This is a genomic window from Butyricicoccus sp. OF27-2pH9A, assembly GCF_027693185.1.
Lineage (GTDB): Bacteria > Bacillota > Clostridia > Oscillospirales > Butyricicoccaceae > Agathobaculum > Agathobaculum butyriciproducens.
In genome coordinates this window covers 171,283-191,315 of sequence record NZ_JAQEXK010000001.1, presented here as the reverse complement: position 1 = coordinate 191,315, position 20,033 = coordinate 171,283, and the positions used below count along the sequence as shown (strand labels likewise).

Here is a 20,033-nt window from a genome sequence, read left to right as displayed (position 1 = left end):
AGTCGTTGAAAAGATACTACTGCAGTGGTAAAATAAAACTATCTATAATAAAGAGGTGGCATATGGTTCTCAAAAGCCTGATTTTACAGGGCTTCAAGTCGTTCCCGGATCGCACCGAGATCAAATTTCTCGGCGGTATTACGGCGATCGTCGGTCCGAATGGCTCGGGAAAATCGAATATTTCGGATGCCATCCGGTGGGTTCTGGGGGAGCAGTCCTCGCGGTCTCTGCGCGGCGCGAAGATGGAGGACGTGATCTTCGGCGGCACAGCCAAGCGCGGTCCGGTCGGCTTTGCCGAGGTTTCGCTCATTCTGGACAATTCGGCGCATGTGTTCCGCTCGGAATTTACCGAAATTATGGTCACGCGCCGGTACTACCGCTCGGGCGAGAGCGAGTATTTCCTCAACAAAAAGCACTGCCGCCTCAAGGACGTGCACGAGCTGTTTATGGATACCGGTCTGGGACGCGACGGCTATTCCAGCATCGGACAGGGCCGCATTGATGAGATTCTGTCCTTCAAGAGTGAGGACCGGCGCGAAATCTTCGAGGAAGCCGCAGGCATCACCAAGTTCCGCTACCGTAAGGAGGAAGCCGAGCGCAGACTGTCAGCCACCGAGGAAAATCTGGTGCGTATCCGCGACCTGTACGGCGAACTGGAAAACCGGCTCGAGCCGCTCGAGCAGCAGGCTGGCAAGGCGAAAAGGTTTCTGCAGCTGCGGGATGAGCTGCGCGTGCTTGAGGTCTCACTGTGGCTGCTGTCGCTTGAGCAGCTGAAGAATGACACTGCCAAGTTGAATAAAGACCAGACAACCTGCGAAAAGCAGCTTGCGGATGCAAAACAGCAGCAGGGAACGCTGTATGCGCAGTCCGAGCAGCTGACCGAGTCACTGCGCGAGATTGACAGGGAAACCGAACGTCTGCGGAATGAGCTGCGCGAAGCCGAGCAGTTTGCTGCCGAGCAGATCAGCCGCGAGGCGGTTATTCAGGCGAACATCCGCAACTGCGAGGAGAATATCGAGCGCACACGGCAGGAGAGCGCACACCGCGCTGAGCAGGTGCAGAGCATGGATGCACAGCTTGCCGACCGGCGCGAGCGTATTTCTGCGCTGAATGAGCAGGAGAAGGCACAGTCGGCTGAACTGGATGCACTCCGAAAACAGTCTGCCGGGCAGGAGCAGCAGCGCACACAGGCCGAGCAGGCACTTGGGCAGGCTGAGCAGGCGCAGCGCAGGCAGGAGCGCACGCTGCACGCGCTCGAACTCGACCGAACAGCCGCCGAGAGCGGTCTGGCGGGCATGAACGATCGCAAAATGACACTGGATTCCGAAATCGCGGCAGCGGCACAGCAGCTGGATACCGAAAAGCAGGCGCAGGACAATCTCGAGCGGGAACTGACCGCGTGCGAGCAAACGCTTGCCGAAACGGCAAGGCAGGCGCAGACGGCAGCGGCTCAGGCGGAAACCTGCCGCCGAAAGGCCGAGCAGGCGCAGAACGACCTGCGAGCAGCGCAGTCCTCGCTGAGCGAAATGCAGAGCCGTGTAAAAATGCTGACCGACATGCAGCACGAGTACGAGGGCTTCTCTCGGTCGGTGAAAGCCGTCATGCGGCAGGCCGAAAAGGGTGCGATGAACGGCGTGCACGGTCCGGTTTCCGCGCTCATCACGACCGAAAAGCGGTTCGTGATGGCAATCGACACTGCACTCGGTGCGTCGGCGTCCTCCATCGTGGTGGACAGCACGAGCGTGGGCAAGCAGTGCATTTCGTACCTCAAGCGCACGGACGGCGGCCGCGCGACCTTCCTGCCGCTGGATACCATTCGGACAAACAGCCTGCGGGAGACCGGCCTGGAACGGCAGAACGGCTGCTTCGGCACCGCGGATGCTCTCGTCAGGTTTAATGAAAAATATAAGAATATTGTGTGCAATCTGCTGGCACGCACGGTCATTTCGGAGAACATGGACACCGCGCTTGCGCTGGCAAAGGCGTATGGGCACCGGTTTCGCATCGTTACATTAGACGGACAAATCCTGCAGGCAGGCGGCGCCATGACAGGCGGCTCGGCCTCCCGCGGCACCGGCGCACTGGCGCGGGCGGAACGCCTGCACGCCGCCGAGGAGCGCGTGCGCGCACTCGAGCAGGAGCGAAAAACGCTGGCACAGACCGAGCAGGCTGCAGGACAGGAACTGGAATCGCTTGCCGCGCAGGCGCAGGCCATCGAAACCGACCGCCGGCACGCGGAGCAGGAGAGAGCCGGACTTGCTGCTTCGGTAAAACAGCATAAATTCCTGCTGGAAAGCCTGCAGAAACGGTATGACAGCCTGATTTCTGAACAAACTAACTTCACAGCAACGCAGCAGAAGTATAAACAGACACTTGCCGCCTGCACAGAGCGCCGGTCTGCCGCAGAGCAGGCGCTTGCAGCTGCCGAGCAGGTCTGTGCCGAGCACGGTACGGCAGTGAACGCCGCTGCGGAACAGCTGACGCAGACGGCTTCGCGCATCACAGCCGCGCAGACCGCGCTTGCGAAGACGCGCACGGCGCAGGACAGCGAAGCACGCGCGCTCGCGGAGCTTGAGCGGCTCAAGGCCGACCTCGACGCGGGCGTGTCCGGTGCGGAGCAGACGATCGCAGGCTTTGCGGCGGAAATCGCACGCCTGACCGATGAACTTACCCAAGTCCGTGCAGCCAAGCACGGACGCGACACCACCGCCCGGCTGCTCAGCGAACAGCTTGCGCGGCAGACCGGCAGACGCGAACAGACCGAGAGCGAACGGGTCCGTCTGGAAAAGGCGGCACAGAGCCGCAACGAGGAAATCCTTGAACTCGAACGCGAGACCGCCCGACTGGAAAACCGCGCGGCCCAGCTGAAAACCGCGGAAACACAGATTCTGGATAAAATGTGGGAAAGCTACGAATTAACACCCACACCGGCGGCAGAAATCGCCCGACCGATTGAAAACCTCGGTGAAACGCGCGGCCGCGTGCAGGAGCTGCGCGTGAAAATGCGGGCGCTCGGCAACGTCAATCTGGATGCGGTGGACGAATTTCAGCGTGTGCAGGAGCGGTACAGCTTCCTGCGGGAGCAGAAGGACGACCTCGAGACCGCGCAGACCGATCTGCGCAAGGTCATCGAGCAGCTGACCGTCAGTATGAAGGAGATTTTCGCGTCCGAGTTCGCCAAGCTGAATGTGTACTTCCGCGATACCTTCCGCGAGATCTTCGGCGGCGGACACGCCGAACTGCAGCTTGCCGATACCTCGGATATCCTGAACTGCGGTATCGACATCCGCGTGTCTCCGCCGGGCAAGGCGGTGAAAACGATTACGCTGCTCTCGGGCGGTGAAAAGGCGTTTGTCGCCATTGCGCTGTACTTTGCGATCCTCAAGCTGCGGCCTACGCCGTTTTGCGTGCTTGATGAGATCGAAGCCGCGCTCGATGATGTAAACGTGCAGCGGTTTGCAAAATACATTCGCCGCCTGACAGATTCGACACAATTTATTGTAATTACCCACAGACGTGGTACAATGGAAGAAGCAGATATGCTCTACGGCGTGACCATGCAGGAGCAGGGCGTCTCCAAAATGCTGATGCTCAATCTGGCTGAGGCGGAAAAACGGCTCAAAAATACCATTAAGTAATGGAAAATTGAGAATGGGAAATGGAGAATTGCGGCAATGGATATGCGAAGCGAAAAATATCCGTACCGGCTGGATGTGGAAAGACGATTGCCGAACGGCTCTCTTACGACGGACGGCTATGCGGCACGGCATCCGGTCGAGTTTCGGCACTGGGGACATGCGCGTGGCTATGTTCTCTGGGGTGAGCGGATTGACCGCACAGACTGGGAGAACTGGCGTATCAACTACTACGGTCAATAATTACTGATTCCTGATTTGCAAGATAAACATAAGGAGATAAGCATGGGATTTTTTGATAAAATTAAGCAGGGCTTAAAGAAAACATCGGATGCGGTGAACCACTCGCTGGACAGCGTGTTCGCGGCATTTGTCAAGGTGGATGATGATCTGCTCGAGGAACTGGAAGAAGCACTCATCCTGTCGGACGTCGGTGCATCCACGGCGGCGAAGATCGTCGCTGAGGTCGAAAAGCGCGCCAAGCTGCGCAAGACCACCACGGCGGACGAGTTGCGCGACCTGCTCCGCGAGGTGCTGACCGACAACATGCTCGATAACCAGCCGCTGAATACGGACGGCAAGCCGGCGGTCATTCTGGTAATCGGCGTCAACGGTGTCGGCAAGACGACCTCGATCGGCAAGCTGGCGGCCCGCTATGTCAATGAGGGTAAAAAGGTTATGCTGTCGGCGGCGGATACCTTCCGCGCAGCGGCAGCTGACCAGCTCGAAATCTGGGCTAAACGTGCCGGTGCGGACATCGTTCGCCACGGCGAGGGCGCAGACCCGGCGGCTGTTGTGTTCGACTCCATCTCGGCGGCCAAGGCACGCGGCAGCGATATCATCATCGTGGATACGGCAGGCCGTCTGCACAACAAGGCCAACCTGATGAACGAACTGGCGAAGATCGACCGCGTTATCTCCCGTGAGCTGCCGGATGCGTCGCGCGAAACGTTGCTCGTATTGGATGCGACCACCGGTCAGAATGCGGTTCATCAGGCTGAGGAGTTCAACAAGGCTGCCGAGCTGACCGGCATCATTCTCACCAAGCTGGACGGCACCGCAAAGGGCGGCATCGTGATCGCTATTTCGGCAGGACTCGGCGTGCCGGTCAAGCTGGTCGGCGTTGGCGAGGGCATTGACGATCTGATCGACTTTGATCGTGCGGCATTCCTGGAGGCCATCCTGCCGCCGGTTCATGAAAACACAGAAAACGATGAGGAACAGACCGAGGAGGACGAAAATGCAGAGACCTGACGGAAGAACCAAGGGCGCAATGCGTCCGGTGAAGATTACCACTGATTACACGATGTACGCGGAAGGCTCGGTGCTGGTCGAGATGGGCAACACCAAGGTCATCTGCACCGCGTCGGTCGAGGAAAAGGTACCGCCGTTCCTCGAGGGCAAGGGCCTCGGCTGGGTAACCGCCGAGTATGCGATGCTCCCGCGTGCGACCAATACCCGCAAAAAACGTGATATCAAGTCGCTCAAGCTGGACGGCCGCTCGAGTGAGATCCAGCGTCTGATCGGCCGTGCGCTGCGTGCGGTCGTTGACCGCGAAGCACTCGGTGAGCGCCAGATCACGATTGACTGCGATGTTATTCAGGCGGACGGCGGCACGCGCTGCGCGTCCATCACCGGCGGATTTGTTGCACTGTGGCTTGCATGCAAAAAGCTGCTGGCCGATGGCGTGATCGAGAAAATGCCGCTCACCGCACAGGTTGCAGCCGTTTCGGTCGGCATTTTTGAGGATGAAGCCGTGCTCGACCTCAACTACGCCGAGGACAGCCACGCCATCGTGGACTGCAACGTGGTTATGACGAGCAAGGGTGAGTTCATCGAGGTGCAGGGCACCGGCGAGGGCCGTCCGTTCACGGATACCGAGCTGCGCAAGCTGCTCGGACTCGGCAAGCGCGGCTGCCTGACGCTGTGCCGCAAACAGGCCAAGGTGATGGGGGAAAGTCTGTAATGCAGTTTGTACTTGCTTCCCATAACAAGAAAAAGCTGGCAGAGCTGTCCGCTATCGTGAGCAGCCTCGGCATTGAAATCATCCCGCTGCCGGAGGGTGCGCCCGAACCCGAGGAAAACGGCAAAACCTTCGAGGAAAACGCCATGATCAAGGCAAAATCCGCCGCAGAATTTACCGGTCTGCCCGCTCTCGCGGACGACAGCGGCCTGTGCGTGGATGCGCTGGACGGCGCTCCCGGTATCTACTCCGCGCGCTACTGCGAGGGTACGGACGAGGACCGCAATGCCTTCCTGCTGAAAAATATGCAGGATAAGGAAAACCGCGCCTGCCGTTTCGTGTGCGCAATCGCGTGTGTGCTCGCGGACGGCGAAACGCTCACCGTGCGCGGTGAATGTGAAGGAGAACTGCTCCGCGAGAACCACGGTGCAGGCGGCTTCGGCTATGACCCGCTGTTCTATGTCGAGAAATACGGCTGTACCTTCGGCGAACTGCCCGCAGAGGTCAAGAATACAATCTCTCATCGGGCAAATGCTTTGAATAAGCTGAAAGAAGTCTTAAAGGATAAAATATAAGCGAATCCGTAGGGCACCCCGCCCTACGAAAAAAATATAACGAAATTACAGGAGTTTACATTTATGCTTAACACAAAACAACGCGCACAGCTTCGTGCAATGGCAAACCCGCTGGCGGTCACGCTGATCATCGGCAAGGAAGGCGTAACCGACGCGGTAGAACGCGAACTGGACGCGCTGCTCGAATCCCATGAACTGGTCAAGGGCAAGGTGCTCGAGAGTGCGATGCTGACGCCGCGCACGGTATCCGAGGCGCTCTGCGAGGCCACCGGCGCGGACGCTGTACAGTGCATCGGCTCCAAGTTTGTGCTGTACCGTCAGTCCAGCGATGAGGACAAGCGCAAGATCGTTCTGGTAAAATGAGGACAGGGATTCTCGGCGGCACGTTCAATCCGCCGCATCTGGGACATCTGCACGCGGCGAAACTCGCGCACCGTGCGCTGAATTTAGATCGGGTGCTGTTCATTCCGACTAACATTCCGCCGCACAAGGCTCTGCCGGAGAACACCGCTTCCGCAGAGGACCGGTGCGAAATGGTGCGCCGCCTGACGGCAGATATGCCGTGGGCACAGTTGGACACCATCGAGATCGACCGCGGCGGCGCAAGCTACACGGTGGACACGCTCCGCGCGCTTCATGCACGCGGTGAGACCGACCTGCACCTGATCGTCGGCACGGATATGCTGCTCTCGTTTGACAGGATCTGGCGTGCGCCGGACGAGATCGCGCGGCTGGCTTCGCTTGCTGTCTGCGCCCGCGAAAATGAGGACTGGGACGCGCTGCGTGAAAAGGCGGCGGCGCTCAAGGACTCGCTCGGTGCAACCGTAGAACTGGTGCAGGGCGACAGCCTGACCATTTCCTCAACCGAGCTGCGGCAGGGCGGTGCACTGCGATGCTATACACCAGAGTCGGTCGCGGATTACATCGAAGAAAAGCATTTGTACGGCTATTAAGCCTGTAAAATACAGGTTTGACAGATAAATACAGCAGCTTGTTCAAAATCAGTAGTTTAGGAACAGCCTGCGGCTCGTTCCTCCTTGTCGGCAAAGCTGCAGTTTTGCGGCAAGAAATACAGAGAAAGGCGGGAAAAAGTTATGTTATGTAATGAAGAAATGCGTAAAAGTATCCTTTCCAGACTGCAGGGTTACCGCTATGAGCACTCGCTCGGCGTGGAGCGTGCGGCGATCATGCTGGCAGAAAAGTACGGCGAGGACCCGGAAAAAGCGGGTACCGCAGGCATTCTGCATGACATAACAAAATATCTTTCTCCGCAAGAACAGTTGAATTTATGCGAGAAATACGGTATAATACCCTGTACCGTCGAAAAAAGCGAGCCGAAAATGCTGCACGGAAAGACGGCGGCAGCCATCGCGCGGGCCGAATACCACATGCCCGAGGATATCTGCGATGCCATCGCCTGCCACACCACCGGCAAGAACCATATGACGCTGCTTGACAAGATCTTGTATCTGGCGGATTACATCGAAGAAACTCGTGATTTTTCCGGCGTGGACAAGGCGCGTGAGCTGGCGCAGATCGACATCGACAGTGCCCTGCTCTACTGCTATGACCAGACGCTGACCGAGCTGGTCGCACGCGGAAAACTCATCCACAGCGATACCATTGCCGCTTATAATGATATGATCCGGCAGGGTGTCAGTTGGCGGGACAAGTAAAATGGAGGCAGGAATCGTTTGAAACTATTCGGAGGAAGCGGCGGCAGGAAAAACCGCAACGGAGACAGCACTCCGGCACAGCAGGCAGCGCCCAAGCCGGAAGGGAACCACCAGCCGATCTCGGCGCCCAAGCCGGGCGGCAAAAAGGGAAAGGCTCCGAAGGAGAAAAAAAAGCTGACACCCAGACAGAAGGGCAAGCGCATTGCCATCGTTATGGCGGTTGTGCTGGTGCTGTTCGCGTGTGCAGCTGCTGCAGCGGTGTGGTTCGTCCGTTCGCCGCAGGCGACGATCAAGGACAAGGAAAACGGCGATAAGGTCGATGTGAGCAGCCTGCTCAACTCGGGCACCCGCATTGACGATGTGTTTACGTTCGTGGTCGGTGCAGTTGATGAGGACGAAACACGAACAGACGCTTTGATGGTCGCAACCATGGATACCAAGGATAAGACCATCAACGTCATGAACATCCCGCGCGACACCATGTGCAACAACACGGCGACCGGCGCGAGCAAGAAAATCAACGCGGCCTACGGCATGGATACCGGCGGCAAGGGCGGCAACATCGAGCAGATGGGCAAGGAAATCGAGCGTCTGATGGGCTTCCGGCCGGATAAATACGTTATCGTCAACTTTGACGGCATTGCAGCCATCGTGGATGCGATCGGCGGCGTGGATTATGACGTGCCGTTCGATATGAAGTACGATGATCCGTCACAGAATCTGCACATCGACCTGAAAAAAGGCCAGCAGCATCTGGACGGCAAGCAGACCGTCGGCTTCCTGCGCTGGAGACACAACAACGATTACACCGTACAGTACACCAACGGCGACGAAGGCCGTGTAGAGAATCAGCAGAAGTTCCTCAAGTCGCTGGCAGGTCAGGTGCTGCAGATCAAGAACGTGACCAAGATCCGCTCAATCGCAGAGGCCGTGTTCAAGAACGTCAAGACCGACTTCAGCGCCGGAGAGCTGCTGTGGATGGGCATGCAGGCCATGCAGATCGACAACAGCAGCATTCAGTTCTTTACACTGCCCGGCTACGGAAAGATGAGCACGGCGGGCACCTCGGTGCAGTATTCGTTCTTCTTCCCGTATTACGACCAGACGCTGGAACTGGTAAACAAGTATTTCAACCCCTACGAGGAGTCGATCTCCAAGCTGGACATTGTCGGCGGACCGGATACCACTACTTACTCGGGCGGCTATGTAAGCTCGGGCGAGGAAGATAATGTATGGGGTGACACCTCCGGCTCGTACGATTACAGCGAGGATTATTACGAAGAACCGGATTACAGCTACGATGAGCCATCCTACGACAACAGCGGCTCGGACGGCGATTATTCGGATAACAATGACTACTCGGGCGGCGACAGCGGCGGAGACTCTTCCGGCGGCGACAACGGCAGCGGCTCCGGTGAGGAGAGCGGCGGCGACTACTCCGGCGGCGATTACACCGGCGGCGGAGAGGACAGCGGTGCTTCCTCCGGCGGGGACGACGGCGGAACGTACGATCCCGAGGCATAATAAAGGCAATATACCATAATCGGCAGAAAGGCAAACCCTTTTCTGCCGCACAAAAGGAGTTTATACTTTGACTGCAAAAGAAACTGTAAAGGCGATTTGCGAAGCGCTGATCGAGAAAAAGGCTCAGGGCATTGAGGTGCTGCATGTTGAGCGCCTGACCGAGCTGACCGAGTATTTTGTCATCTGCTCTGCGTCCTCCACTACGCAGGTTAAGGCACTGGCGGACAATGTAGAGTGGCACCTGAAGTATGACCATGACGAGATGCCGCACCACACCGAGGGTTATGAATCCGCACAGTGGATGCTGCTGGACTACGGCTGCGCTGTACTGCATGTATTCATGCCGGAGGCACGCAAGTTCTACAATCTGGAGAACCTGTGGAAGGACGGCACGCCGGTAACGCTTGAAGAGCTGGGCATCGAGGACAAGTAAAATACCGACATGCGGCGGCGCCGGGAACGACGTCCGCCGCGTTGTCGCGCTCAAAATCCAAAACTCACTTTAGGGGGAGAATCCGTTGAAGTACGATCATAAACAAGTAGAAAAGAAATGGCAGGACATCTGGGACGAGAAGCAGTGCTTCCATGCCGAGAATGACTCGGACAAGGAGAAGTTCTACGCGCTCGTAGAGTTCCCGTATCCGTCCGGTCAGGGTCTGCATGTAGGCCATCCGCGCTCCTACACCGCACTGGATATCGTTGCGCGCAAAAAGCGCATGCAGGGCTACAACGTGCTGTATCCGATGGGCTGGGACGCATTCGGTCTGCCGACTGAGAACTTTGCCATCAAGAACCATGTTCATCCGGCAGAGGTTACCAAGAAGAACATCGCACGCTTCAAGAGCCAGCTCAAGAGCCTTGGTCTGTCGTTCGACTGGTCGCGTGAGATCAATACCACCGACCCGAGCTACTACAAGTGGACCCAGTGGATTTTCCTGCAGCTGTTCAAGAAGGGCCTGGCCTACAAGAAGGAAATGAGCGTAAACTGGTGCACCTCCTGCAAGTGCGTTCTGGCGAACGAGGAGGTTGTCAACGGCGTTTGTGAGCGCTGCGGCAGCGAGGTCGTTCACAAGACCAAGAGCCAGTGGATGCTCGCCATCACCAAGTACGCACAGCGCCTGATCGACGATCTGGAAGATGTGGATTATATTGAACGCGTTAAGATTCAGCAGCGCAACTGGATCGGCCGTTCCACCGGTGCCGAGGTGGATTTCAAGACCACTGAGGGCGATACGCTGACCGTTTACACCACCCGTCCGGACACCCTGTTCGGCGCGACCTACATGGTAATCTCCCCGGAGCACCCGATGATCGAGCAGTGGGCAGACAAGCTGAACAACATCGAGGACATTCGCGCGTACCGCGAGGAGGCTGCCCGCAAGTCCGACTTCGAGCGTACCGAGCTGAACAAGGACAAGACCGGCGTTAAGCTGGACGGCGTTGCCGCAATCAATCCAGTAAACGGCAAGCAGATCCCGATCTTCGTTTCCGACTATGTTCTGATGGGCTACGGCACCGGTGCCATCATGGCTGTCCCGGCGCACGATGACCGCGACTGGGAGTTTGCTAAGAAGTTCGGCTGTGAGATCATCGAGGTTGTTTCCGGCGGCGAGGATGTCCAGAAGGCTGCATTCACCGCAAAGGACGAAACCGGCATTCTGGTAAATTCCGATTTCCTGAACGGCAAGACCGTTAAGGACGCTATCCCGGCTATGATCGAGTGGCTGGGTGAAAAGGGCATCGGTCATGCCAAGGTGCAGTACAAGCTGCGTGACTGGGTATTCTCCCGTCAGCGTTACTGGGGCGAGCCGATTCCGATCGTCAAGTGCGACAAGTGCGGCTATGTGGCTCTGCCGGAGGATCAGCTGCCGCTTGAGCTGCCGAACGTAACCAGCTATGAGCCGACCGATAACGGCGAGTCTCCGCTGGCGCACATGACCGACTGGGTAAACACCACCTGTCCGTGCTGCGGCGGTCCGGCAAAGCGCGAGACCGATACCATGCCGCAGTGGGCCGGTTCCTCTTGGTACTTCCTGCGCTATATGGACCCGCACAACGACAAGGCGCTTGCTTCGCCGGAAGCACTGAAATACTGGTCTCCGGTTGACTGGTACAACGGCGGCATGGAGCACACCACGCTGCATCTGCTGTACAGCCGTTTCTGGCATAAGTTCCTGTATGACATCGGCGTAGTGCCGACCAAGGAGCCGTATGCAAAGCGCACCAGCCACGGCATGATCCTCGGCGAGAACGGCGAGAAGATGTCCAAGAGCCGCGGCAACGTCGTCAACCCGGACGAGATCGTTGACACCTACGGCGCAGATACCATGCGTCTGTACGAGATGTTCATCGGCGACTTTGAGAAGGCTGCTCCGTGGAGCCCGAAGTCCATCAAGGGCTGCCGCCGCTTCCTCGAGCGTGTATGGGCATTGGCTGACAAGGTGCAGGACGGCGACACCTACTCCGAGCAGCACGAGGTTCTTATGAACCGTACCATCAAGAAGGTCGGCGAGGATGCAGACAACCTCAAGGCCAACACCGCTATCGCAGCGCTGATGACCATGCTCAACGAGTTCTACGACAAGGGCGTAAACAAGGCTGAGTACAAGACCTTCCTGGCACTGCTCAATCCGTTTGCACCGCATATCACCGAGGAGCTGTGGCAGCAGATGGGCGAGACCGGTCTGCTCTCTGTAGCACCGTGGCCGACCTACGACGAGGCCAAGACCGTCGAGAGCATGGTAGAACTGGCGGTACAGGTAAACGGCAAGCTGAAGTGCACTATTAAGCTGGCAGTCGATGCGGACAAGCAGACTGCGATTGACACCGCACTGGCAGAGGAAAAGGTACAGCACGCCATCGAGGGCAAGCAGATCGTAAAGCAGATCGTTGTTCCGGGCAAGATCGTAAACCTTGTCGTAAAGTAAGAAGGAATGCCGGATTTCCGCGTCAAAAAGAAAAAATCGAAAACTACGGGAAAAAGTAGTTGACATTGACGCGGAAATTCGATATAATATCCTTACGGTTTTGTGTACGAATGTATACAAACTGTGCTAAGCGATCCCCATGAGGGGAACGTGCGGAGGGAGGGAAAACTGTGTCGGAGATCCGCATCAAGGAAAATGAGTCTATTGACAGCGCACTGCGTCGCTTCAAGCGTTCGTGTGCCAAGGCGGGTACGCTTTCCGAGCTCCGCAAGCGTGAGCATTATGAAAGCCCGAGCGTAAAGCGCCGCAAGAAGTCTGAGGCTGCACGCGCAAAGAAGAAGAAGTTCCGCTAAAATAGAATTTCCAGAGAGCAGATGGTTAAACGTCTGCTCTTTTCTTTTTTCTGCACCGCCCCAGCAGGGCGCACGAACCCGCTTACGCAGTTTGCGTACCCCGATTAGCTGGTGCAAATTAGCAAATCAGAATTTCCGGCATTACCGCCGATAACCCTGCATACACCTGTATAATGGAGGACAAAATTATGAATATAACCGTATATCTGGGTGCAAACGAGGGCCGCGAGCCTGCCCTTAAAACCGCCGTGCGCGAGCTTGGCGCATGGATTGGCGAGCACGGCCATACACTGGTCTACGGCGGCTCACGGGTCGGTCTGATGGGCGCGGTCGCGGAGAGCGCACTGGCTGCAGGCGGTAAGGTCATCGGCGTAGAGCCGCGCTTTTTTATCGAGCAGGAGCTGCAGCTGGACGGTCTGACCGAGCTGATCGTCACCGAGGATATGACCGATCGCAAAACCAAAATGATCGAGCTTGGAGACGCGTTCATCGCCTTTCCGGGCGGTACGGGCACGCTCGAGGAAATCGCCGAGGTGATGAGCAAGCTGGCACTGAACCAGCTGGATGCACCGTGCATTTTCTATAATCTCAACGGCTATTACGACCATATGAAGGCACTGCTCGACCACATGATCGAGATGGAGCTGTCCACCAAAGAACGGCAGAAGAAAATCTATTTTGCGAACACCTTGGAAGAGGTTACAGCACTTTTGAATTGAGAATGAACGTATCGGGTTTGCGGTCACGTCATTTTCAATTTAGAAACGGTATGTTTACGGTTTCTTCAAACTTTCTACATACTTTAGACATGGGATTCCTGTATCCTGTAATCACAGCAAGGGAACAGCAAGCTGAGTGATAAAAACACTTGCCATCCCTTTTGAAATAGATACTTCATAGGGAATCTTTTTCTCCGACTGTGTGAGCAGTCAATCCTTCAAAAATCTGTCTGGCCCTGTGGGACGGAATACCGCGCAGGCTCCCGGACAGTCCAAAAACAAGAGGTGCAAGACACCCATTAGGCAATACCACACAATTTCCGCAAAGTACCGCGGCAGCGCGGCCGGAGCCTGTGTAAGAAGCCGCTGCTTTAATTGCGCGGTGTTGCCCCATACAACGCGCTTTCAGCAGGAACTGAGAGCGCGCATTTTTGCGTTCGGGCAAAATGGGGGGCAAGGCAGTGATTTGTCTGGTTTTAGCATTTCTATGGCTTGCGAAAACGGAACAATTGTTCTGCTTTTCGTTGACATGAACAATGATATGGTGTAAAATTGCTATAAATGACTATTTCATATCTGAACAGATATAATAAAGTAAGTAAAACTTCGGAAATTGGGAGTTAAAGTATATATGAGCAAAGCAAAGCCGTCATACGGCAACGAAAGCATCTCCTCGCTGAAGGGTGCGGACCGTGTGCGCAAGCGCCCGGGCGTTATCTTCGGCTCGGACGGACTGGAGGGCTGCGAGCACGCGGTCTTTGAGATTCTGTCCAACTCGATCGACGAGGCACGAGAGGGACACGGCACCGAGATCATCACCACACGCTATGCGGACGGCTCGATCGAAGTCGCTGACCATGGCCGCGGTATCCCGATCGAATGGAACGAAAACGAGCAGCGCTACAACTGGGAGCTGGTCTTCTGCGAGCTGTACGCAGGCGGCAAGTACAAGAACGACACCGGCGAAAACTATGAGTTTTCACTTGGCCTTAACGGTCTGGGCACCTGCGCGACGCAGTATTCCTCGGAGTACATGGACGTCACCGTCATCCGTGACGGCTTCGAGTACGGCCTGCACTTTGAAAAGGGCGTAAACAAGACCGGCACCAAGGAAGGCTACACCAAGAAGGCGACGAACGCGCGCAAAACCGGCACGACCATCCGTTGGAAGCCCGATTTGGAGGTATTCACGGATATCAACATCCCTGTGGATTATTATCTGGATACGCTCAAGCGGCAGGCGGTTGTCAACAGCCACATCAAGTTTGTGCTGAAAAATCAGGTGGGCAGCAGGTACGAGACCACCGAATTCCTCTACCAGAACGGCATTGTGGACTATGTGACCGAGCTGGCAGGCGAAAATCCGCTGACCTCGGTGCAGTTCCTCGAGGGCGAACGACGCGGACGCGACCGCGCCGACAAGGCCGAGTACAAGGTGAAGCTGTCGTGCGCGTTCTGCTTCTCCTCGGCGGTGTCGCAGATCGAGTACTACCACAACTCCTCGTGGCTGGAGCACGGCGGTGCACCGGACAAGGCCGTTCGCTCGGCGTTCGTGTCCGCCATTGATGCGTATCTCAAGCAGAACAACAAGTACAACAAGAGCGAGAGCAAGGTCACTTATCAGGATATTTTCGACAGCCTCGTGCTTGTCACCAACTGCTTCTCCACCCAGACCTCCTACGAGAACCAGACCAAGAAGGCCATCACCAACAAGTTCATCCAGGAGGCCATGACCGAGTTCCTCAAGGAAGGACTCGAGATCTACTTTATCGAGAACAAGGCCGAGGCCGACAAGATCGCCGAGCAGATCCTGATCAACAAGCGCAGCCGCGAACAGGCGGAAAAGGCGCGTCTGAATATCAAAAAGAAGCTGTCCGGCAATATTGACCTCGCTAACCGTGTGCAGAAGTTCGTGGACTGCCGCACCAAGGATGCGTCCCGCCGTGAGCTGTATATCGTCGAGGGTGATTCCGCGCTCGGTTCGGTAAAGCAGGGCCGCGACAGTGAATTTCAGGCCATCATGCCGGTGCGCGGCAAAATCCTCAACTGCCTCAAGGCGGATTACGATAAAATCTTTAAGAATGATATCATCACCGACCTCCTCAAAGTCCTCGGCTGCGGTGTCGAGGTGCGCGGCAAGGCGGCAAAGGATTTGTCTGCGTTCGACCTCGAAAGCCTGCGCTGGCACCGTATCATCATCTGCACCGATGCCGATGTGGACGGCTTCCAGATCCGTACGCTCATTCTGACCATGCTGTACCGTCTGGTGCCGACGCTCATCGAACAGGGCTACGTTTATATTGCGGAGTCGCCGCTGTATGAGATCACCTACCGTGACAAGAGCTATTTTGCGTTCGATGAGAGCGAAAAAGCGGCTATCCTCAAAAAGCTGGAGGGCAAAAAGATTCTTATCCAGCGCTCCAAGGGTCTCGGCGAGAACCAGCCCGAAATGATGTGGGAGACCACCATGAACCCCGAAAACCGCCGCCTGATCCGCATTACGCCGGATGAAGCGGCTGCCACGAGCGAAATGTTCGACCTGCTGCTCGGCGACAACCTCGCCGGACGCAAGGAGTATATTGCCGAGAACGGCGCGGATTATCTCGAGCTGGCGGATATTTCGTAAGGGCAAAAATGGGGGATAGCAACATGCGGATTCGGCAAATGGACGGCCTGCGGGCAGTTGCGGCGCTGGCCGTGGTGATGATACACGTTTCGGCAGGCCGCATGAACCCGGTCGGTGTATCCTGCAATCAGATAGCGCGGTTTGCTGTGCCGCTGTTTATCATGCTGTCCGGCTACGGACACATGTACTCGTGGCTGCAGCATAGCGGTCAGTCTGCGGTGCAGACAGCAAAGCGGCGGCTGAAACGCGTGCTGCCGGCATATCTGATCTGGTCGGTCCTTTACCTTGCGGTGGACGCCGTGTTTGGCAAACCGCATGCACATCCGATCAAAAACATTCTGACAGGCGGCAGTTACGTCCACCTGTATTACATATTCATACTGGTGCAGCTGATCCTGCTCAGCGAGCTGTTCTGCCGTGCGGTAGAGCGGCATCCGGCGGTGACGCTGCTCCTGTCCGCAGGCCTGACCTTCGGTATGGAGATTGTCATTTACCTGCTGACCGTCGGTCAGCTGCAGTGGCAGTTTCCGGTGGCGCCGATCAGTCTGTTCGTGTGCTGGCCGCTGTTCTACAACATCGGTGCATGGCTGGCGAAATCTGGCCTGAGCGACCGACTGCGTCTGCGCGTCTGTCTGCCGCTGTGGGTGCTTTCGGCGGTGCTGGTGCTGCTGACGGAAGAACATTCTGCGGCAGCCTATAAAATGGGTCTGCGGCCGGACGCAACGGTTTACACGCTGCTGACATGGGCCGTGCTGTGGTCGCTGTTCAGCAGGCTGCCGGAGATTCCGAAGCCGCTGCAGTTTATTGCGCGGCATTCCTTCGGACTGTATCTGGCACATCCGCTGGTGCTGCGCCTGTGGAACGAATGGACGACACGGCAGCCACAGGTTACTTATCTGCGGCTGTGGCAGATGTTTGCGCTTGCGCTTGCGGGCGGATTGGCGATTGCGGTCATACTGTCTTATCTGCCGTTCGGCGAGTATCTGGGCGGCGCAAAACGTAGAAAGAAAATCCTGCAAAGGAGAGCATAATGGCAAAAAAGAAAACCGACGAACCAAAAGTATATAAAGAACACCCTTCGGTCGATCAGCGCATCACGGACACGCTGCGCGAGAACTACATGCCGTACGCGATGAGCGTTATCGTGTCCCGCGCGATCCCGGAGATTGACGGCTTCAAGCCGTCCCACCGCAAGCTGCTGTACACCATGTACAAGATGGGCCTGCTGAACGGCAACCGCACCAAATCCGCGAACATCGTGGGTCAGACCATGAAGCTGAACCCGCATGGCGATGCGGCTATCTACGAGACCATGGTGCGCCTGACACGCGGCAATGAGGCGCTTCTCATGCCGTTTGTGGACAGCAAGGGCAACTTCGGCAAGGTATACTCGCGCGATATGGCATACGCCGCGCCGCGTTATACCGAGGCCAAGCTGGATGCGTTCTGTGCCGAGCTGTTCCGCGATATCGACACCGACGCGGTGGATTTTGTGGATAACTATGACGGCGAGATGAAGGAGCCGACCCTGCTGCCGACGACCTATCCGAATATCCTCGTGTCCGCGAATACCGGTATTGCGGTCGGCATGGCGTCCAATTTCTGCGGCTTTAACCTCGCGGAAGTCTGCCGCACGACCATCGAGCTTATCAAAAACCCCGAGCACGACATCCTTTCCACGCTGCCCGCGCCGGACTTCACGACCGGCGGCGACCTCATCTACGATGAAGCGGAAATGCGTGCCATCTACCGCACCGGACGCGGCTCGTTCAAGGTACGCGCAAAATGGGCGTACAACAAGAAGGACAACCTGATCGAGATCACGGAGATTCCGTACACGACCACCATCGAGGCTATCATCGACAAGATCGCCGAGCTGGTCAAGAACGGCAAGGTCCGCGAGATTGCCGATGTGCGCGACGAGACCGACCTTTCCGGTCTGAAGATCGCCATCGACCTCAAGCGCGGCACCGACCCGGAAAAGCTGATGGCCAAGCTGATGAAGATGACCACCCTGCAGGACAGCTTCTCCTGCAACTTCAACGTGCTGATCGCAGGCATGCCGCGCGTGCTCGGCGTAGCCGAGCTGCTCGATGAGTGGACAGCGTGGCGCACCGAATGCGTTCGCCGCCGCGTGTTCTTCGACCTCAACAAGAAGAAGGACAAGCTGCATCTGCTGCTCGGTCTGCGCAAAATCCTGCTCGATATCGACAAGGCGATTAAAATCATCCGCGAGACCGAAGAGGACGCAAATGTTATCCCGAACCTGATGGAAGGCTTCGGCATCGACAAAATCCAGGCTGAATTTATTGCGGATATCCGCCTGCGCAACATCAACAAGGAGTATATCCTGAAGCGCACGCAGGAGACCGAAGCACTTGAAAACGAGATTAAAAAGCTGGAGGAAATCGTCAAATCCAAGGCGAAGATCCGCAATATCATCATCAAGGAGCTGGAGCAGATCATCAAGAAGTACCCGTCCGAGCGCCGCACGCGCATCATCACCGCGGATAACGTGCAGCAGTTCGACGAGGAGGACCACATCGAGGATTATCCGGTGCTGCTGTTCCTCACCCGCGAGGGCTACTTCAAGAAGATTACGCCGCAGTCGTGGCGCATGTCGCAGGACCATAAGCTCAAAGAGGGCGATGAGGTGTTCTGGACTGCCGAGGCGACTAACAAGAACGAAATTATCTTTTTCACCAATATGCAGCAGGCGTACAAGGCGCACCTGTACGATTTTGAGGACAGCAAGGCGTCTGTGCTCGGTGATTACCTTGCGTCTAAGCTCGAGATGGACGAGGGCGAAATGCCGGTTTATGCGGTTCTGCCGGGAGATTACAAGGGCAGTATGGTCGTTGTGTTCAAAAACGGCAAGGCAGCCCGGTTTTCTATGGAATCCTTCGAGACCAAGACCAACCGACGCCGCCTGACAGGCGCGTACTCGGATAAGGCGCCGGCTGTGGCGTTCTTCCACCCAATCGAGGAGGAGAGCGAGATCACCATGTTCTCGACCGCCAACCGTGCGCTCACGTTCCGCGCGAGCATGCTTGATGTCAAGGCGAGCCGTTCCACGCAGGGCGTGCAGACCATGGTGCTGCGCGGCAAGCATACCATTACGCGGGCGTGCCGCACCGAGGACGCCGCGCTCAGCGATAACGCGCGCTACCGCTGCCGCAGTATTCCGTCCATCGGCGCATTGCTTACCGATGAGGATCTGCCGGATAAGCAGCTCAAATTGCTTTAATGCGAAACGCAGAGGGTTTCCTCTGCGTTTTTTTCCTTGCACCGATTCTGCGGGGGACACGAACCGCGCAGGCGTGTTCGCCCTGACGGGGCGGCTCTTTTTCTGCACCGGCTGAGCGGGGTGTGCGAACTGCGCAAGCGTGTTCGTCCTTTCCGGGCGGGGAGTTTTTCGCTGAGATTCAGCGGGGAGTTGCGCTCTGCGGAGCGCGGGGATTCGCCGCGCCCCGCGGCGGGGCAAGAGGGTAGACACCAAGGTTTCTACCCTCTTAACTCCCACTTCCTTTTGGGAGAGTCTGGCGCAGATTGCCGACATGTGACCGCTGTGAAATAAGGGGAACGGCAGAGGAGTTTTTCTACCGTAGGGGAGCACAGTGTGCTCCCATGTCGAGACATATTCGCAGTGTCGGATACTGTTCTGCTACACATGTGGGTTCATCTACGCAGAGCGCGGCATGACAGTGCCGCGCAACCCTTTGGCACGTTATACCGGAAGGCACCTGCGAATTTAGGTGTTTGGCACAATTTATCCTCGTAGGTGCTGTCTATCATAACGCGCTATCGAATTGTGCGACACTGTTATGCCGCGCCTGCGGAGAGTTGCCGGTCTGTGTAGCAGTATGTTATCTGACACTGCGAATCGGTTGCGAAAGATACGGAAGAAAAAATCCTCTGCCGTACCCCTTTTTCGCAGCGGTCACATATAGGAAATCTGCGCCAGATTAGGAAGCGAGGGAAAGGTAGGAGTTCAAAGAGGAAGGAAAACCGCAGGTTGTCCTTCCTTTTTGCCCC

16 protein-coding genes are annotated in these 20,033 nt (G+C 56.7%); all 16 read left to right on the top strand.

The annotated features are described in order from the left end of the window. Positions 1-62: 62 nt before the first annotated feature. Entirely contained in the window at positions 63-3,638 is a 3,576-nt protein-coding gene (smc, locus tag PG722_RS00935; RefSeq protein WP_270579385.1) for a chromosome segregation protein SMC, read from the top strand. 36 nt (positions 3,639-3,674) lie between these two features. Beyond that, positions 3,675-3,878 carry a hypothetical protein gene (locus PG722_RS00930; RefSeq protein WP_117752333.1) on the top strand — a complete coding sequence of 68 codons (204 nt, stop codon included), beginning with the start codon at positions 3,675-3,677 and terminating at the stop codon, positions 3,876-3,878. A 42-nt stretch (positions 3,879-3,920) separates the two neighbouring features. After that, entirely contained in the window at positions 3,921-4,889 is a 969-nt protein-coding gene (gene ftsY / locus PG722_RS00925) for a signal recognition particle-docking protein FtsY (RefSeq protein WP_118564234.1), read from the top strand. Continuing rightward, positions 4,876-5,601, top strand: coding sequence for a ribonuclease PH (gene rph, locus PG722_RS00920; RefSeq protein ID WP_117492600.1), 726 nt, complete (start codon positions 4,876-4,878; stop codon positions 5,599-5,601). The genes ftsY and rph overlap by 14 nt, the downstream gene beginning before the upstream one ends. Then, positions 5,601-6,173 carry an RdgB/HAM1 family non-canonical purine NTP pyrophosphatase gene (rdgB, locus tag PG722_RS00915; protein WP_270579384.1) on the top strand — a complete coding sequence of 191 codons (573 nt, stop codon included), beginning with the start codon at positions 5,601-5,603 and terminating at the stop codon, positions 6,171-6,173. Before rph ends, rdgB begins: the two co-directional genes overlap by 1 nt. A 63-nt stretch (positions 6,174-6,236) precedes the next feature. Further along, positions 6,237-6,536 (top strand): YhbY family RNA-binding protein, encoded by a 300-nt coding sequence (locus PG722_RS00910; protein WP_110436450.1) that lies wholly within the window; start codon positions 6,237-6,239, stop codon positions 6,534-6,536. Then, the gene (gene nadD, locus PG722_RS00905) at positions 6,533-7,126 is read left to right on the top strand and encodes a nicotinate (nicotinamide) nucleotide adenylyltransferase (RefSeq protein ID WP_270579383.1); all 594 of its coding nucleotides are present in this window, start codon (positions 6,533-6,535) and stop codon (positions 7,124-7,126) included. The genes PG722_RS00910 and nadD overlap by 4 nt, the downstream gene beginning before the upstream one ends. Positions 7,127-7,285: 159 nt before the next feature. Continuing rightward, positions 7,286-7,849 (top strand): bis(5'-nucleosyl)-tetraphosphatase (symmetrical) YqeK, encoded by a 564-nt coding sequence (gene yqeK / locus PG722_RS00900; RefSeq protein WP_270579382.1) that lies wholly within the window; start codon positions 7,286-7,288, stop codon positions 7,847-7,849. A gap of 18 nt (positions 7,850-7,867) precedes the next feature. After that, positions 7,868-9,373 (top strand): LCP family protein, encoded by a 1,506-nt coding sequence (locus PG722_RS00895; RefSeq protein WP_270579381.1) that lies wholly within the window; start codon positions 7,868-7,870, stop codon positions 9,371-9,373. 67 nt (positions 9,374-9,440) lie between these two features. Further along, the gene (gene rsfS / locus PG722_RS00890; RefSeq protein ID WP_110436454.1) at positions 9,441-9,806 is read left to right on the top strand and encodes a ribosome silencing factor; all 366 of its coding nucleotides are present in this window, start codon (positions 9,441-9,443) and stop codon (positions 9,804-9,806) included. An 85-nt stretch (positions 9,807-9,891) separates the two neighbouring features. Then, positions 9,892-12,300, top strand: a complete 2,409-nt coding sequence (leuS, locus tag PG722_RS00885; protein WP_118480385.1) for a leucine--tRNA ligase — start codon at positions 9,892-9,894, stop codon at positions 12,298-12,300. A gap of 170 nt (positions 12,301-12,470) precedes the next feature. Then, complete coding sequence (gene rpsU / locus PG722_RS00880) at positions 12,471-12,653, top strand: 30S ribosomal protein S21 (RefSeq protein WP_031472056.1); 183 nt, start codon at positions 12,471-12,473, stop codon at positions 12,651-12,653. A 188-nt stretch (positions 12,654-12,841) separates the two neighbouring features. Further along, entirely contained in the window at positions 12,842-13,372 is a 531-nt protein-coding gene (locus tag PG722_RS00875) for a TIGR00730 family Rossman fold protein (RefSeq protein ID WP_270579380.1), read from the top strand. A 631-nt stretch (positions 13,373-14,003) separates the two neighbouring features. Then, on the top strand, positions 14,004-15,998 hold the full coding sequence (locus PG722_RS00870; protein ID WP_270579379.1) for a DNA gyrase/topoisomerase IV subunit B: 1,995 nt from the start codon (positions 14,004-14,006) through the stop codon (positions 15,996-15,998). Between the two features lie 23 nt (positions 15,999-16,021). Beyond that, positions 16,022-17,029 (top strand): acyltransferase, encoded by a 1,008-nt coding sequence (locus PG722_RS00865; RefSeq protein ID WP_270579378.1) that lies wholly within the window; start codon positions 16,022-16,024, stop codon positions 17,027-17,029. Next, positions 17,029-19,245 (top strand): DNA gyrase/topoisomerase IV subunit A, encoded by a 2,217-nt coding sequence (locus PG722_RS00860; RefSeq protein ID WP_270579377.1) that lies wholly within the window; start codon positions 17,029-17,031, stop codon positions 19,243-19,245. Before PG722_RS00865 ends, PG722_RS00860 begins: the two co-directional genes overlap by 1 nt. Positions 19,246-20,033 lie beyond the last annotated feature (788 nt).

Excerpts from the sequence above, each read along its gene's own strand:
- rph (WP_117492600.1), top strand. The coding sequence starts at position 4,876 with ATGCAGAGACCTGACGGAAGAACCAAGGGCGCAATGCGTCCGGTGAAG.
- smc (WP_270579385.1), top strand. The coding sequence starts at position 63 with ATGGTTCTCAAAAGCCTGATTTTACAGGGCTTCAAGTCGTTCCCGGAT.
- yqeK (WP_270579382.1), top strand. The coding sequence starts at position 7,286 with ATGCGTAAAAGTATCCTTTCCAGACTGCAGGGTTACCGCTATGAGCAC.
- ftsY (WP_118564234.1), top strand. The coding sequence starts at position 3,921 with ATGGGATTTTTTGATAAAATTAAGCAGGGCTTAAAGAAAACATCGGAT.
- PG722_RS00910 (WP_110436450.1), top strand. The coding sequence starts at position 6,237 with ATGCTTAACACAAAACAACGCGCACAGCTTCGTGCAATGGCAAACCCG.
- rdgB (WP_270579384.1), top strand. The coding sequence starts at position 5,601 with ATGCAGTTTGTACTTGCTTCCCATAACAAGAAAAAGCTGGCAGAGCTG.
- nadD (WP_270579383.1), top strand. The coding sequence starts at position 6,533 with ATGAGGACAGGGATTCTCGGCGGCACGTTCAATCCGCCGCATCTGGGA.
- PG722_RS00930 (WP_117752333.1), top strand. The coding sequence starts at position 3,675 with ATGGATATGCGAAGCGAAAAATATCCGTACCGGCTGGATGTGGAAAGA.
- PG722_RS00875 (WP_270579380.1), top strand. The coding sequence starts at position 12,842 with ATGAATATAACCGTATATCTGGGTGCAAACGAGGGCCGCGAGCCTGCC.
- PG722_RS00865 (WP_270579378.1), top strand. The coding sequence starts at position 16,022 with ATGCGGATTCGGCAAATGGACGGCCTGCGGGCAGTTGCGGCGCTGGCC.
- PG722_RS00870 (WP_270579379.1), top strand. The coding sequence starts at position 14,004 with ATGAGCAAAGCAAAGCCGTCATACGGCAACGAAAGCATCTCCTCGCTG.
- PG722_RS00860 (WP_270579377.1), top strand. The coding sequence starts at position 17,029 with ATGGCAAAAAAGAAAACCGACGAACCAAAAGTATATAAAGAACACCCT.